The 15,372-nt window shown below is 63.4% G+C and carries 12 protein-coding genes; 4 read left to right on the plus strand and 8 right to left on the minus strand.

Annotation, left to right across the window (positions count from 1 at the left end; translation table 11 throughout):
* Positions 1 to 395: 395 nt before the first annotated feature.
* Positions 396 to 707: a hypothetical protein gene (locus CR152_RS16040; protein ID WP_099875969.1), complete on the minus strand. Its 312-nt coding sequence runs from the start codon at positions 705 to 707 to the stop codon at positions 396 to 398.
* Positions 707 to 925, minus strand: a complete 219-nt coding sequence (locus CR152_RS16045) for a hypothetical protein (RefSeq protein ID WP_099875970.1) — start codon at positions 923 to 925, stop codon at positions 707 to 709. Before CR152_RS16045 ends, CR152_RS16040 begins: the two co-directional genes overlap by 1 nt.
* A 389-nt stretch (positions 926 to 1,314) precedes the next feature.
* Here CR152_RS16045 and ahpC point away from each other — a divergent pair, with 389 nt between their 5' ends.
* From ahpC to CR152_RS16060, 3 genes are all read left to right on the plus strand, one after another.
* Complete coding sequence (gene ahpC, locus CR152_RS16050; protein WP_099875972.1) at positions 1,315 to 1,878, plus strand: alkyl hydroperoxide reductase subunit C; 564 nt, start codon at positions 1,315 to 1,317, stop codon at positions 1,876 to 1,878.
* Positions 1,879 to 1,986: 108 nt separating this feature from the next.
* On the plus strand, positions 1,987 to 3,588 hold the full coding sequence (ahpF, locus tag CR152_RS16055) for an alkyl hydroperoxide reductase subunit F (RefSeq protein ID WP_099875974.1): 1,602 nt from the start codon (positions 1,987 to 1,989) through the stop codon (positions 3,586 to 3,588).
* Positions 3,589 to 3,876: 288 nt separating this feature from the next.
* Entirely contained in the window at positions 3,877 to 5,076 is a 1,200-nt protein-coding gene (locus CR152_RS16060; protein WP_099875976.1) for a DUF3466 family protein, read from the plus strand.
* Positions 5,077 to 5,128: 52 nt separating this feature from the next.
* Here the strand turns inward: CR152_RS16060 and CR152_RS16065 are convergent, their stop codons facing one another.
* The 6 genes from CR152_RS16065 to CR152_RS16090 form a co-directional block, all read right to left on the minus strand.
* The gene (locus CR152_RS16065; RefSeq protein WP_099875978.1) at positions 5,129 to 6,559 is read right to left on the minus strand and encodes an aldehyde dehydrogenase family protein; all 1,431 of its coding nucleotides are present in this window, start codon (positions 6,557 to 6,559) and stop codon (positions 5,129 to 5,131) included.
* 277 nt (positions 6,560 to 6,836) lie between these two features.
* Complete coding sequence (locus CR152_RS16070; RefSeq protein ID WP_099875980.1) at positions 6,837 to 9,476, minus strand: TonB-dependent receptor; 2,640 nt, start codon at positions 9,474 to 9,476, stop codon at positions 6,837 to 6,839.
* A gap of 256 nt (positions 9,477 to 9,732) precedes the next feature.
* A complete protein-coding gene (locus CR152_RS16075; protein WP_099875982.1) occupies positions 9,733 to 12,879 on the minus strand; it encodes an alpha-1,6-glucosidase domain-containing protein in 3,147 nt (1,048 codons plus the stop codon).
* A 230-nt stretch (positions 12,880 to 13,109) separates the two neighbouring features.
* Complete coding sequence (locus tag CR152_RS16080; protein WP_099875984.1) at positions 13,110 to 14,042, minus strand: phosphatidate cytidylyltransferase; 933 nt, start codon at positions 14,040 to 14,042, stop codon at positions 13,110 to 13,112.
* Positions 14,043 to 14,052: 10 nt separating this feature from the next.
* Positions 14,053 to 14,664, minus strand: a complete 612-nt coding sequence (locus CR152_RS16085; RefSeq protein ID WP_099875986.1) for a lysophospholipid acyltransferase family protein — start codon at positions 14,662 to 14,664, stop codon at positions 14,053 to 14,055.
* Positions 14,661 to 15,221, minus strand: coding sequence for a CDP-alcohol phosphatidyltransferase family protein (locus tag CR152_RS16090; protein WP_229413820.1), 561 nt, complete (start codon positions 15,219 to 15,221; stop codon positions 14,661 to 14,663). Before CR152_RS16090 ends, CR152_RS16085 begins: the two co-directional genes overlap by 4 nt.
* Here CR152_RS16090 and CR152_RS34225 point away from each other — a divergent pair.
* On the plus strand, positions 15,132 to 15,332 hold the full coding sequence (locus CR152_RS34225) for a hypothetical protein (protein WP_229413875.1): 201 nt from the start codon (positions 15,132 to 15,134) through the stop codon (positions 15,330 to 15,332). The genes CR152_RS16090 and CR152_RS34225 overlap by 90 nt on opposite strands.
* Positions 15,333 to 15,372: the final 40 nt, after the last annotated feature.

Genomic DNA, 15,372 nt, shown 5'->3' on the forward strand with positions numbered 1-15,372 from the left:
TGCGCAAGCCGCCCTGCTCACACCGGGCGGCTTTTTTGATCGCGTAGAGCAATTCATTCTTGTCGCATGGCGTTGGGAAACATGGTCCGGTCTTGGGAAGACTACCCCGGCCGAACAGGCCCAGGCTAGCGTGCAGCTTCCGATCCTGGACATCTTGCACACTTGGCTGACCAAGAACCAGGCCAAGGCCGTGCCGAAATCACTGATCGGCAAAGCGATCAGGCATGAAAATTCTCGCGTGAGAATTTTCGGTCGGGGGTGTGGTCATGTGTTCTTTGTCGTCGAGGCCGGCAGATCTGGTAAGTTGCCCGCCAGGCGATCCCGAACGAATTACCGCGTTGGAGCGATCATCAGAGAAGATCGGGGGAGGGGTATTTAGTCAGGAGAACGCAGGATCAGGCGTCAACATGAATGATTGGCTTGTGAAAGGCGCCAATTACGATCACGTCATCGATGATCTGCGCCGCCAGCCTCACCCGGCCATTCAGCAAATTAAATCCAATGATGATGTACGACCCGTCGAACGAGGTCTCGTAGAAATCGACAGCTGCGGCCCTGGCGAACCGGCTCCAGGGCGTTCCGGTATGACTTTGCAGCGCTTTCAACACACGCCTGTAAAGTGCCAGGTCGTCAAATTTCAGTTTGTTGAGCTGGCGCGAAAAAACTGGGCCAGAAATGTCAAACTGAGCAATACTCGGATAAGACATCAAGCGGCATCTTGCGCTTCATCCAGAAGCCGCGCGAAGTCTTCTTTCGACAAGGGGCGCGGTGGCGTGACGCGTGCCCGCTCTGCGTTTTCTTGAAGCGCGCATACAGTCAGCTCGCTGAACCCGGCGCAAGCCAGCGGTGCAGGTGCCGCGTCGCTGAGCGCTTTTTCATTGTTTTGCTTAGCCAAGTTGATGTGTTTTTGCGGCTTACGGGCCATGATAGCCTCCGTGTGTGATGACTTCCTTCCAACGCTATTATCAAACAGCCTCGTCAGTCTCTATATGCCAGCAGAGAGCGTGGCAGTCTTGCCAGACCCGCTCGAGTGCGAGAGTCCGAACCTCTTCCTGGTAAAGAACGAGGAATCGAGACGGTTTTATGGATAGATTCTATCACGGCCGCGGGTGAATGCGCTGAAGCGCGCCCTCAACGGCGGGAAAAACGCCGATTCCACCGTCATCCGCGCTGGGCTCTTCACAAAATTCCCAATGACCCTCATTAATACAAACAATGAGGTGCTCAGCCCATCTTGTCGTATCATAGAAACCAATGAGAGCTTCTCATTCGATAGTTTTTCTTAACCTACAAAATTCACGCACGAGGATACCCATGTCGCTGATCAATACGCAAATTCCCGAATTCAAAACCCAAGCTTTCCACAACGGCAAATTTGTTGAAGTGTCGAACGAGTCGATGAAGGGCAAGTGGTCGGTCGTGATTTTCATGCCTGCCGCGTTCACCTTCAACTGCCCAACCGAAGTCGAAGATGCGGCCCAGAACTACGCCGAATTCCAGAAAGCCAACGCGGAAGTGTACATCGTCACCACCGACACCCACTTCTCGCACAAAGTCTGGCACGAAACGTCGCCTGCCGTTGGCCAGGCCAAGTTCCCGCTGGTTGGCGATCCAACCCACAAACTGACCCGCGCGTTCGGCGTGCACATCGAAGAAGAAGGCCTGGCACTGCGCGGCACCTTCATCATCAATCCGGAAGGCGTCATCAAGACCCTGGAAATCCATGACAACGCCATCGCCCGTGATGTCAAGGAAACCCTGCGCAAGCTCAAGGCTGCCCAGTTCGTTGCCGCCAACCCAGGCCAGGTGTGCCCGGCCAAGTGGAACGAAGGCGCGAAGACCCTGACCCCATCGCTGGACCTGGTCGGCAAGATCTAAATTGTTGTAAACAGGGATGGAGCGGCGCCTTGCGCTTCCCTTCCTGCACCGGGAACCAGCCCGATGGTTCCCGGATTTAATTCAAGGCACTTTCTTACGGATATCAACATGCTTGACGCCACTCTCAAAACTCAGTTGCAAGGCTATTTGCAAAACCTGAGCGCGCCGATTCGTCTCATCGCAACGCTCGATCACAGCGAAAAAAGTGCCGAACTGCGTGAACTGCTGGCCGAGATCAGCAGCCTGTCCGATAAAGTCAGTGTTGACGAGTCGGGCACCGATAGCCGCAAGCCCTCGTTTGTCATTGCCCGCGAAGGCGAGACCCACGGCGTGCGCTTCGCCGCCATTCCGCTCGGCCATGAATTCACCTCGCTGGTGCTGGCCCTGCTGTGGACCGGCGGCCATCCGCCGAAAGTGGAACCAGAAGTGATCGAGGCCATCAAGGCGCTCGATGAAGCCATGGATTTCGACGTGTATATGTCCCTGTCCTGCCACAATTGCCCCGACGTGGTGCAGGCAGCGACGCTGATGGCGGTCTTCAATCCGAAGATCCGTACCGTGATCATCGACGGTGGTTTGTTCCCGTCGGAAGTCGAGACGCGCCAGGTGATGGCGGTCCCGATGGTCTTCAAGAATGACACAATGTTTACCTCCGGTCATATGACCGTGGAAGAACTCGTCGCCAAGCTCGACGTGAACTCGGCTGAACGTGAAGCCAAAAAGCTCAATCAGAAGTCCGCCTTCGACATGCTGATCGTCGGCGGCGGCCCGGCCGGCGCGGCGGCAGCGGTGTACGCGGCACGCAAAGGCATCCGTGTCGGCGTGGCGGCGGAGCGCTTCGGCGGCCAAGTCAACGACACCATGGCCATCGAAAACTATATCTCGGTGCTGGAAACGGACGGCCCCAAATTCGCCGCCGCCCTCGAGGCGCAGGTCCGGCACTATGAAGTCGACATCATGAACCTGCAGCGGGCCGAGCGCATCGTTCCCGCCGCTACCCCGGGTGGCCTGGTCGAAGTACACATGCAAAACGGCGGCGTGCTCAAGGCCCGCAGCGTGATCGTCTCGACCGGCGCGCGCTGGCGCAACGTCAACGTGCCCGGCGAAGCCGAGTACAAGAACAAGGGCGTGGCGTACTGCCCGCATTGCGACGGCCCCTTGTTCAAAGGCAAGCGCGTAGCGGTGATTGGCGGCGGCAACTCGGGCGTGGAAGCGGCGATCGACCTGGCGGGCATCGTCCAGCACGTGACCCTGGTCGAGTTTGCCGATGCGCTCAAGGCCGACGCGGTCCTGGTCAACAAGCTCAAGAGCCTCTCCAACGTCACGATCCACGTGAATGCCCAGACCACCGAGATTACCGGTGACGGCCAAAAGGTCAATGGCCTGGGCTACAAGGACCGTGCCACCGATACGGCGCATCACGTGGCGCTGGAAGGCGTGTTCGTGCAAATCGGGCTGGTGCCGAATACCGAATTCCTGAAAGGGACTTTGGAGCTGAGCAAGTACGGCGAGATTGTCGTCGATGCCAAATGCCACACCAGTGTGCCGGGCGTGTTTGCCGCCGGCGATGTGACCACGGTACCGTACAAGCAGATCGTCGTCGCCGCGGGCGAAGGATCGAAAGCCGCGCTCAGTGCGTTCGACTACCTGATTCGCCAACCCGTGGTGAGCAGTGTTGCCAATGAAGAGGAAGTAGCGCTGGCAGCCTGATCGCAGTCGTGCCCCGCTTCGCAAAAAAGCCGCCCGGCTTGAAACCGGGCGGTTTTTTTGCGCCTGCAAACGGGGCCGCCGGCCGCCAATGAACTTTTGCTCAGGAAATGCAACTGCCCGCCGTACCGGTTTTTCCGCAAGCGAGAAGGCATGTTCGTGCCGCCGCTGCGTGACGTGGCGCAGACGCGCGCGCACTCACCGGCCTATTCTTGAAAAGGGCCACGCCGCACCGGTCCGGGCCGGGTTCGTATTCATCGAACCCATCCGATTTCCGTCAAGGAGTCTTCCATGTTCATCCCCTGGCATTACTTCAGACTGGTCCTGATCGCCGGCCTCACGCTGCCGCTGGCAGCCCCGGCGGCCCCGGCGGCGACGCGCTACAGCGTCACCACGGTCGGCGTCGCCGGCAGCAGCGCGCGCGACATCAACCTGAGCGGTCACGTGCTCGGCGCCTATACCGACAGCATCGGCGCCACGCGCGGCTTCCTCAACACCGGCGGCGCGCCGCTCGACCTCGGTTCCCTCGGGGGCGACACTGTCGCCGGCGCCCTCAGCGACGGCGCCACGGTGGCAGGGTCCTCGACCAACCGCGCCGGCGAGGATCGCGCGTTCAGCTACGCCAATGGCGCCATGCGCGATCTCGGTACGCTGGGCGGCATGTACAGCAGAGGCTACGGCGTCAATCATCAGGGTGATATTGTCGGCAGCGCCAGCACCGGCAATCCGGACGAATGGAACCTGGAGCGGGCATTCGTGATGTCCAGCGGCGTGATGCGCAACATCGGCACCTTGCCCAACGGCGACATGAGCCGCGCGCGGGCCATCAACAATGCCGGCCAGGTCACCGGGCTGTCCTCGGTCAGTACCGATGGCGGTCCCGAACATCCTTACCACGCCTTTCTGTACAGCGGCGGCGTCATGACCGATCTGGGTACCTTGGGCGGGCTGTATAGCGAGGGTTATGCGATCAACGACCGCGGCGCGGTCGTGGGGGACGCCGGCAGCATGGAGGAGTATCCATCCGGCCACGGGATCCGGCACGCCTTCCTGTATGTTAACGGTGTGATGACCGATCTGGGCACCCTGGGCGGCGAGGAAGCCGGCAGTACGGCCTTCGATATCAACAATCTGGGCCAGATCGTTGGCGAAGGCAAGAGCGGCAGTGTGCAGCGCGCTTTCCTGTACGAAAATGGCGCCCTGCGCGACCTGAACACGCTGATCGATCCCGCCGCCGGCTGGATGCTGCAGGAGGCGCGCGCCATCAACGACCTGCAGCAGATCGCCGCCACCGGCTGCAAGGATGGCCAGTGCTACGCCTTGCGGCTCGATCCGACCAGCGCCGTGCCCGAGCCCGACACCTATGCGGTACTGCTCCTTGGCCTGTGCATGGTCGGCTTTGCCGCGCAGCGCGCCACTGGCGTGGGCGCCAACCGCACGGTGTCGAGCAGCGGGCCGCACGGCGCGGCCGCGCCGCCGTTTGCCCGGTGAGCAATGCCCTTGACGGCGGCCGGGCCGCCCGCCAGGGCAGCGCAGAAGGTTGTTACACGCCGCAGTAAGCGGTCTTGACGGTGGTAAAGAACTCGGCCGCGTAAGTGCCCTGTTCGCGCGAACCGTAGCTCGACCCTTTGCGTCCGCCGAACGGCACGTGGTAGTCGACGCCCGCGGTCGGCACGTTGACCATCACCATGCCCGCTTCGGCGTGGCGCTTGAAGTGGGTCGCGTACTTGAGCGAGGTGGTGACGATGCCGCTGGCCAGGCCGAACTCGGTATCGTTGGCCATCGCCAGCGCGTGCTCGTAGCTGTCGGCCGGAATCACCATGCCGACCGGGCCAAAGATTTCTTCGCGGCTGATGCGCATGTCGTTGCTGCAGTCCGTGAACAGGGCAGGGCGCAGGAAGAAGCCCGGCGTCGCGCATTCCACGCGCTCGCCGCCGAAGGCCAGGGTCGCGCCTTCTTCGCGGCCGATGCCGATGTATTCCATGTCCTGGTCGAGCTGGCTTTGGTCGACCACCGGGCCGATGTCGACGCCGGCGCCGAGCGCGTCGCCCACCGTCAATGTGGCCAGTTTCTCGCGCATGGCGGCCACGAACGCCGGGTAGATGCCTTTTTCGACGATCAGGCGGCTCGACGCCGTGCAGCGCTGGCCGGTCGAAAAGAACGAGCCCTGCACCGCGCAGTTGACGGCAGTGGCCAGGTCGGCATCGTTGAGGACGATCAGCGGATTCTTGCCGCCCATTTCGATCTGCACCTTGGCCATGCGGCCGATGGCGGCGGCCGCCACCTTGGCGCCGGTCGCGGCCGAGCCGGTGAAGCTGATGGCGTTGACCCGGCGGTCATGCAGGAAAGCCTGGCCGACCACGCTGCCGCGGCCCATCACCAGGTTGAACACGCCCGGCGGCAGGCCGGCGCGGCTGATGATTTCGGTCAGGGCCCAGACGCTGGCGGGCACCAGTTCGGCCGGTTTGATCAGCACGCAGTTGCCGTAAGCCAGGGCCGGCGCGATTTTCCAGGATGGGATGGCAATCGGAAAGTTCCACGGCGCGATGATGCCGACCACGCCGACCGGCTCGCGCGTGACTTCCACATCGAGATTCGGGCGCACGGACGGCAGCTTGTCGCCGCGCAGGCGCAGGCATTCCTGGGCGAAGAATTTGAAGATGGCGCCGGCGCGGGCGACTTCCCCGATGCCTTCCGGCCGGGTCTTGCCTTCTTCGCGCGAGAGCAGCGTGCCGAGCTCTTCTTTGCGGGCCAGGATTTCGCTGCCGATCTTGTCGAGCGCATCGGCGCGCATCTGGATGTTGGACAGGGCCCAGCCGGGCGCGGCGGCAGCGGCGGCGGCGATCGCCAGCTCGGTCTGCTGCGCGTCGGCCTGCGCGTAGTGGCCGATGATGTCGTTCGTGCTCGAGGGATTGATGTTGGCGGACGACGAAGCGCCGTCGACCCAGGCGCCGTTGATATAGTTCTGTTTCATGGAAGCTTTCTGCAGGCTCGCAAGGGTTCGCGATGTTGTTTGTGAAAAAACAAGAGCTTACCATTGCAGGAGGAATGCTGCCCGGGGGAGCGGGTGGATTACGGGCGCTTGTGCCGATTGCGGCGTGGTTGGCGCGTTTCTGTAACCTATAAACGTTGCTTCCTCCTCGCCGTCGTTCCCGCGCCAAGGCGGCACTCGGCGGGAACCCAAGTTTGCGGAGCCGCCGGTTACGGTACGAACTTGGGTTCCCGCCTGCGCGGGAACGACGGATCAATGTCTAGTACTTGTAATGTAGCGCCAACCCCACCGCCCGGTCGTAACGGCGCGTATCGCGCACCAGGCCCGGGTCCTTGTTGAAGTAATCGTGGTACGGCTGGTCCAGCAGATTATTCCCATCCAGGGTCACGGTCAGCTGCTTGCTGATCCGGTACGACAGCGACCCGTCCAAGGACCGCAGCGGCGCCACATACAAGTCCAGCTTGTCATTGCCCCGATAGCGTTCCTCGGCCGTGAACTTCGAGCGCCAGTTGTAGGCCAGACGCGCCGACCACGCCTCCTTCTCATACAGCCCCACCAGGTTATACGAGGTCTTCGACATCCCCAGGAACGACGACTCGCGCCCGTCCGGATTGGTCTGCTTGCCGGTGATGTACGTGAAGTTCGCCTCCAGCCCCAGTCCGCTCAGCATCCCCGGCAGGAAATCGTAAAACTGCCGGTAACTCATCTCGACGCCTTCCAGATTGGCCTTGGTCAGGTTGTAGCGGCGCGTCACATCGTACTCGCGGCCGTTGATGATTTCGCGCGCCGCTTTCTCCACCGAACGGTCGATGAACTTGTGCTGGAAAATCGTCCCGGTCAGCGAACCGGTGGGCGCGAAGTACCACTCCAGCGCCACGTCGATATTATCCGACTTGGTCGGCCGCAGATTCGGGTTGCCCGCCGCGCCGGTGCCGACGATGCCCGACGTGGTCGGCGTCGCCGCCACCCCTTCGGTCAGCCGCAGCGCCGGATTGTAATCGGCAAACGCCGGCCGCTCGACCGCGCGGCCGCTGATCAGGCGCGCCACCAGGGTCGGCGCGAGTTCCGCGCGCAGCGCCAGGCTCGGCAGCACATCGGTGCGGCTGGTATCGACCGACACCGGCGCGATCACGCCGACGATGGACGAATTGCCCTTGAGCGTCTGCTCGGTGCGCACCAAGCGCGCGCCCACCACGCCGCTGATCGGCACGCCCAGATGGAAACCGAACTTGGCCTTCGCGTACAAGGCCGAGGTACGCTCCACGTCGCTGTAATACGACAGCGGATTGTCTTCCAGCTGCGTGGGCGAGCCGGTCAGGATGGTGCGCACGACGTCGGTATTGTCGAGGATATAGTTATGGTCGGCCACCACGTAGCGGTTCACGCCATAATTGCCGCCGGTTGGCGCCGACAGGGTCCACAAGCCCGGAAAGCGGCTCGCCGCCACCCCATTTTGCGGACTGTTGGCGTACCACATGTCGCGGATGCCGCGCGACGACGCCTTGCGCTCGGCCAGGCGCACGCCGCCGGAAAGTTCCTTCACAAAACCGAGCACGCCGTTCTCGCTGGCGTCGTAGACCACATCGCCGCGCCAGTCGTTCGACGTGCCCTGGCGCGCGTTGGCGATATCGGTGCCGCCGCGCACACGGAATTTGGCGTCGTCCGGGTCTTCCATGTTCGTACCCGGGAAGTCCAGGTAGCCGCCGCCCGAGCGCACCGCGCCCAGGAAGCCGCGCGCCGTGTAATCGAAGTCGAAAATCACGCGCCGCTCCTTGAAGTAGCTGGCGGTGCGCGCCACTTCCGTGGTCAAGCGCAGATTGGGCGTGGCGTCCCAGCGCGCACCGAGGGCCACCTGTTCGTTGGTCACATCGTGCTGGTAAGCCTGGGTCGACGAGAAGCCCGGCGCATCCTGGTTCAGGCGCGTGATGGTGTCGAGATTGTTGGTGCCCGGCTTGGTCGTGATGGTCGCGCCGGCGAAGTGCGGCGGGAACCCGATCATGAAATTGTTCTGGAAGCGGTGGTCGATATTCGTGCGAAAGCCTTCCGCGAACACTTCCACGGCCGGACTCGGACGCCATTGCAGCGCGAAGTTACCTGCCTCGCGCTTGCGGTCGCCGTTGCCCATGAAGCGGCCGAAGTTTTCGGCGCCGGTCACGCCATTGTCGATCGGGATCGGAAAGCCGGCGAATGCCACTTCATCGTGATAGCGCCCGCGCTGGAACGACAAGCCAACCAGCGCACCTATTTCGCCGATTCCGGTTTTCCAGCGGTCGCTGAGCATCGCGCTCACGTCGGGATTATTGGTCTTGGCCTTGTCGCGGTTCTCCACGCGCGCATTCAGGTTGACCTGCCGGCCCTTGAAGTCGAAAGGGCGGTTGGTGCGCACGTCGATCACGCCGGCGGTGCCGCCTTCGGGCAGGTCGCCGCCCTGGGTCTTGTAGACATCGATACGCTGCAGCATGGAGGCCGGCACATCGGACAGGTACAGGCTGCGGCCGGTGTCGGAGAAAAATTCGCGTCCGTTGAGGAGGGCGACCACGCCGCCCAGGCCGCGGATGATCACCGTGCCGGCTTCACCGCCGCCGCGCGTGACCTGCACGCCTGGGACGCGCTGCAGGATTTCGGCCACGTTCTTGTCGGGGAACTTGCCGATATCGTCGGCGACGATGGAGTCGACCACCTGGTCGGCATTCTTCTTGATCGTTTGCGCGCTCTGCGCCGCTTTACGCACGCCGCTGACGGTGACGACGGCGGTGTCAGCGGGGGCGGGGACCGCTTCCTGGGCGGCGACCGAGGCGTGACTGAGCATGCCGGCACCGAGCAGGGAAGCGACCAGGGATTTGAGGACGATCGGACGGGCCGTGCGGGCGCGGCCGCAGGCGGGGGCGGTATGTTTCATGGGTCTCCAATGATCGTTATTGAGCTAAATGCTCTTGTTTGCCCGAATCATAGGGGACACGCAGAAATTGCTCCAATCATGTTTTTGCCGTTGCCGATACCGATCTTGGTATCGGCAGCACGCCTGTCGTTCCCGCGCAGGCGGGAACCCAGGTCCGCTTCGCAGCCAACGACTGAGTGCGGAACTTGGGTCCCCGCCTGCGCGGGAACGACGAAGCAGACGCTAGCGAGCCTCGTTTTGCCCCGTTAGGTGCACCTTAATCGTCGTTTTGCCAGAACGCCCCATTCTCCACAAACACCACCGTCGTGCGTGGCGGGATGCTGAAGGTGCCGCTGGCGCGCTCGTACGTTGCCGTCCTGGCGAGCCGGTCGTTGTCGGACTTGCGCTGTACCTTGTGCAGCGCCAGCCTGCGCCCCTTGAGTTCATCGATCGTGATGGTCTTCGCGACCTTGTCGACGTTGAAGAATGTCGCCACGCTGCCGTATTTCGCGCCCGGATAACGGCGCCCGTCGATGCTCATCGCGATCAAGCCGGCGACCTGCCGCGGCCCGACGTTGTGGAACCTGAGCCGCTCGCTCACATCCCTGGCGCTGCGCAGGCGGAACAGGGTCGTGTCGTTGCGGATTTCGAGCAGGTCGAGGAAGTAATCGCGCGCCGACACAATCGCCGCCGTATCGGGCTTGATCAGCGCATTGGCCAGGATCGGGGACATCAGTTCCCAATTGGCCTTGTTCACGCCCGCCATCGGCAAGCCGACGCCGAAGTTATTCGACTGGTATGAAAAGTCGAGGCGGTTGAACCAGTCGCCCGCGTTGTAGCTGTCGCGGTCGAGCGACTTCGACCTCAGGATTTCCTGCCCCGCATGGAAGAAGGGCACGCCCTGCGACAGCATGTTGATCGCCGCGCCCAGGTTCTGCACGCGCACGCGCTCGGCCAGGCTGGTCGCCTGCGGCAGCTTGAAGGCGTTCAGGTCGAACAGGGTCTGGTTGTCATGCGCTTCGACATAGTTGATGGTCTCGGCCGGACTGGCTGCGAATCCCGCCTTCTGCCCGAAATAATCGATGTCCGCATTCTTGCGCACGACGCCCGTGCGGTCGGTGAAGCTGTAGTCGCGCAGGGTGCCCGACAAGCCTACCTTGATCAAGTCGCCCAGGCGCAGCAGATCGTCCTTCGTTTGCGTGCTGGTCGCATTCGGGTCGAGGAAGGCGCCGTTGATGAAGCCCTGCTGGCTGATCAGATCCGCCCCGCCGTCGCAGCAGCCGCCGCCACGCACGGCATCGCGCAGGCGGTCGTTGAACGAGCCGATGCCGCTGCCGAACATGTTGGCCTGGCGCGCCTGCACGAAGCGTGCGTCGTTGCCGACCGTGCCGAAGTTCCAGGCTTCGCCGTACAGGTAGATGTCGCGCTGCGCTGCGCGGTCGACCGTCGCTTTCAGCCTGGTCATCACCGACAGCGGCGCCATGCCCATGATGTCGAATCGGAAGCTGTCGACCTTGTAGTCGGTGGCCCAGGTGACGACCGAATCGATCATCAGCTTGGCCATCATGGCGTTTTCGGCGGCGGTGTCGGCGCAGCAGCTGTCGTTGATGATGCCGCCGCTCGGGTTGAGGCGGTAGTAGTACGCCGGCACGATCTTGTCGAGCACCGACAGCGGGCCTTGCTGCGAGCCGCTGGTATGGTTGTAGACCACGTCCATCGTCACGCGCAAGCCTTGTTCGTGGAGCGACTTGACCATCGCGCGGAACTCGCGCACGCGCACCGCGCCGTCATTGGCATCGGTCGCGAAGCTGCCATCGGGCGCGCTGTAATGGACCGGATCGTAGCCCCAGTTGAAGCAGTCGCTGTCGCCGGCGGCCGCCACCGCGGCCTGCTGCGCCTCGGCGTTGGCGGCGGCGTTCGGAATGGCCGGTGTGGCGCAGCCGGTTTCGTTGACGCTGGCGATGTCGAAACTCGGCAGCAGGTGGATGTGGCTCATGCCGGCGCGCTGCAATGCGCGCAGGTGGCGCATGCCGTTCGAATGCAGATCGGTGAAGGCGAGGAATTTGCCGCGATGGTGTGCCGGTACCGTCATGTCGCTGGCGCTGAAATCGCGCACCTGCAGTTCGTACAGGGAGATATCGGTCGGATGCTCCAGGCGCGGAATCGGATGATAATCCCAGCCGAATGGTTTGAGCGCGGCGCTGTCGAGGTTCGCGATGAAGCTGCGCTGGCCGTTGGCGTTCAGGCTCAGTGAGTACGGATCGGTGACCACGTTGCTCACCACCGTGTTATTGGCCCAGCGCGACAGCACATTGACCGTGTAGGTGTAGTAAGCGCGGTTGGTCCAGGCGGCGTTGGGGGCGGTGTAGTGCCACACGCCGCTGGCGCTGTCGCGCGTCATCGGCACGCTGGCTGCGCTGGCCGTGCCGGCGTTCGCGTACACATTGAGCGAGACCGATTTGGCGGTCGGCGCCCACACGCGGAAGGTCGGTACGCCGGCCCGGTTGAAGGTGGCGCCGAGCACGCTGTTGGCGGCGGCCGGGGCGAACAGGGCGTCGAGCAGGCCGCTCGTTTGCAGGGATGTGACCTGTACCAGCTTGCCCGCCGCGTCGAACTGGGCGATGGCGAACTGGCTGCTGACCTTGGCGGGCAGGCCGGCCACGTCGGCGCCCGATACCGTCAACGCGGTGGACGCGGCCAGGTGCGGATACTTCGCTTGCAGCGCCGGCGTCAGTGCGCCGGCCACGCGCAGGTCGATACTGCCATCGGCGCCGGTAACGCCGCCTGGTGCGGAACCGAGGCCGCCGTTGGCCGCGTAAAACAGCTTGTAGCTGCCCCCGGCGGGCGTGCCCGGCCACACCACGGTATCGGGCGAGAGCCAGTGCGCGGCGGCGTTGGCCAGGTTGCCGAAGCTGATGGCCGGAGCGCTGGTGTAGACCTTGCAGTCGCCTTCGAGCAGCCAGACTTCCTGGCCACGGGTGGCGATGTCGGGCGCGAAGTCGCCGGCCTGGTCGCTGGCGCAGTTCTTGTTGCCGCTGCCGTCGGTGAGCAGGAAATCGATTTTCGTTTTGGTGGCGTCGACCGCAATGTCGACATAGCCGCCGTAGCTGTCGCTGGCGGCCAGCATGAAGCGGTCCTTGATCCATTCCACGCTGGGCTTGGCCGGGCCGGACCAGGAATACACGCCCCACTGGGCTTCGTCGCGCTGGGCGCGCCGGTAGTGCATGCGGATGGTGCCGGGGGCCACGGCCACCGCCGAGACCGACGCGCGCTGAACCGACTCCGTCATCATTGCCGGGGTTTCGGGGGCGCTGGTGGTGTCGGAACCACCGCAGGCGGCCAGCAGGCTGGCGCACAAGCTGGCGCCGAGGAGGCGCTGATAGGGCAATGTGAAGCGTGAAGTAATACTACCTAGAGAATGCATGTGCAACTCCTGAAGAGGGGGGATGTGCGGCGGCGCCCTTGTCCTGGATACGTCGTTTTTGTGACGCCGCTGTCGATAGGCTGAAAGCCGATGTAATATTACTACACATCTTTTCAGAAATTATAAGAAAATCAAGCCGAACGCCGGCCGCCGCTCCGATGAGGGCGAGACGGCGGCGGCTGGCGCAGGGAACGGAAGGCGGGGAGGGACGTACTTGCGCTACGGGCAGATCAGGGCAGGGCCCACAGCCAGCGCACGATATGGAAGAAGACGGGCGCGGCGAAGCCGAGCGAATCGAGGCGGTCCATGTAGCCGCCATGCCCGGCGATACCGGTGCCCCAATCCTTGGCGCCGAGCGAACGCTTCACGCCCGACATGACCAGGCCGCCCATGGCGCCGCCGACCACGATCAGCGCGGCCATGCCGGCCGCCTGCAGCGGCGTGAACGGCGTGACGAACGACAGCAGCGCGCCGATCAGCATGGTCGCCAGGCCGCCGCCGATCAAGCCTTCCCAGGTCTTGGCCGGGCTCAGCTTGGGCGCCAGCTTGTGCTTGCCGAGCAGCTTGCCGAACACATACTGCAGCACATCGCTGATCTGCACTGTGAAAATGAAGAAGAACAGCAACTGGGCGTTGTGGCCTTCAAAGTCCGGAATATCGAGCATCAGCAGCGCCGGCGCATGGCTGACGCCGTACACGCAGATCATCACCGCGAACAGGATGCGCGCATTGCGCGACAGGAAATCGTCGGTATCCTGGCTGAGCGCGCTGGCGGCGGATATGAGGAAGAAGATATACACCGGGATCATGATCGCGAACAGGCCGTACCACTCGGTCCACAGCAGCCAGTACTGGGCCGGCAGGGCGATGAAGAAGGCGATGAACAGGGGCCAGTAATCGCTCTTGCGGGTGGGCGTGAGGGTAAGGAATTCGCGCAGCGCCATCAGCGAGGCAAAACCGAACACCACGATCGTCACGTAACGGCCCAGGATCAGCGCCGAAAACAGCACGCCGGCCATGACCCACCACGCGTTGATGCGGGCGTTCAGGTTGACGATGGTCGCGCTGCCCGGATGCTTGAGCCGCAGCACGAAGCCGACCGCCGAGGCGACGACCAGGATCGCCAGCAGAATCTGGCCGGTAAGAATGAATTGGGGTGTCATAGGAACAGCCTCAGAAGGTATCCGCCAGGTCGCACACGGCCTGGTGCATGCGGGCGAGGAAGGTTTCCTTATCCTCGCCGCGGTCGTTGTACAGCGGCGCGCCGAAATGCGAGCGGCACAGCAGCGGCAACGGCAGCGGGGCGCCCTTGGGCAGCGCGCGGTGCAGGTTTTGCTGGTACACCGGGACCAGGGCCAGGGTCGGTCGGTCACGGCTCAGGTGATACAGCCCGGATTTGAATTCGCCCGGCAAGGTCGCATCCTTGCGCGTTCCCTCGGGAAACACGATCAGCGAATCCTGCTGGTCGAGCGCCTCGGTCAGCGGGACCAGGGCCTCGGCGCCGCCCTTGGCGCGGTCGACCAGCACCACGTTCAGCAAGCTGTGCGCGATATAGCGGCGCAGTGCCGTCTTGTCCCAGTAGTCAGCGCCGGCAACCGGGCGCGTGCGGTCGCGCATGATGGGCGGAATGGCGGCCAGCAAGCCCGTCGTATCGAGATGGCTGGTGTGATTGGCGAAATACACGCAGGGATGGACGGGCGGCACGTCGTAAAAAGCGGCGCCGCCCACGATCAGGCGCTGCAGGCCGAGCAAGGCGTCGCGCTGGATGCGAAAGAACGCGTTCACGGCCTGGCTTTCTGTTCGAGCTGGCGGCACAGGGCCAGCGTGCGCGTGACGCAGGTGACCAGGCTGAGTAGGGCGATGATGGCCATGGCCACGCCCATGGTGGCGTAGCCGAGCGGAAGCACCGGGACGGCGGCGGCGACCAGGCAGGCCACGGTGAGGACGGCCATCCGGTGCTGCTTGGCCATGGGGCCGCGGAAATCGTGGCCGAGGCCGCAGGAAGCGCCATACACGCGCACGTAGGCGGTCAGCGCAGCGGCCAAGGCTGCGAGCCAGCCGAGCACGGGATCGGCGGCGGCATAGCCGGCGGCGACCAGCAGCAGCGAATCGGCGATACGGTCGGGGAATTCGTTGAACACGGGGCCGAGCGGCGTGGCCTTGTTGTACTCGACGGCCACCATGCCATCGAACAGATTGCACAAGAGGCGGCCCTGGATACACAGCGCGGCGGCGACCAGGTACGGGGCGGAATGCTGCATGAAGAGACCGCCGCGTATGAGCGCAGCGGCGCCGAGGGCGGCAAAGACGATGCTGAAAACGGAAATCTGATTGGGGCTGATGCCTCTGCCGGCCAGCCATCGCGCCATCCGCCGCGCCCAGCCCGCATCGCGGACGGTAATGGGCCGGCGATCCGATTCATCTTGTTGCGTCATGGCATCTATTATTGGTGATAAAGGCGCCCCAGTGTAGTTGTTATTTAACTGTCTATCA

Origin of the sequence: Massilia violaceinigra (genome assembly GCF_002752675.1) — a bacterium.
Lineage (GTDB): Bacteria > Pseudomonadota > Gammaproteobacteria > Burkholderiales > Burkholderiaceae_D > Telluria_A > Telluria_A violaceinigra.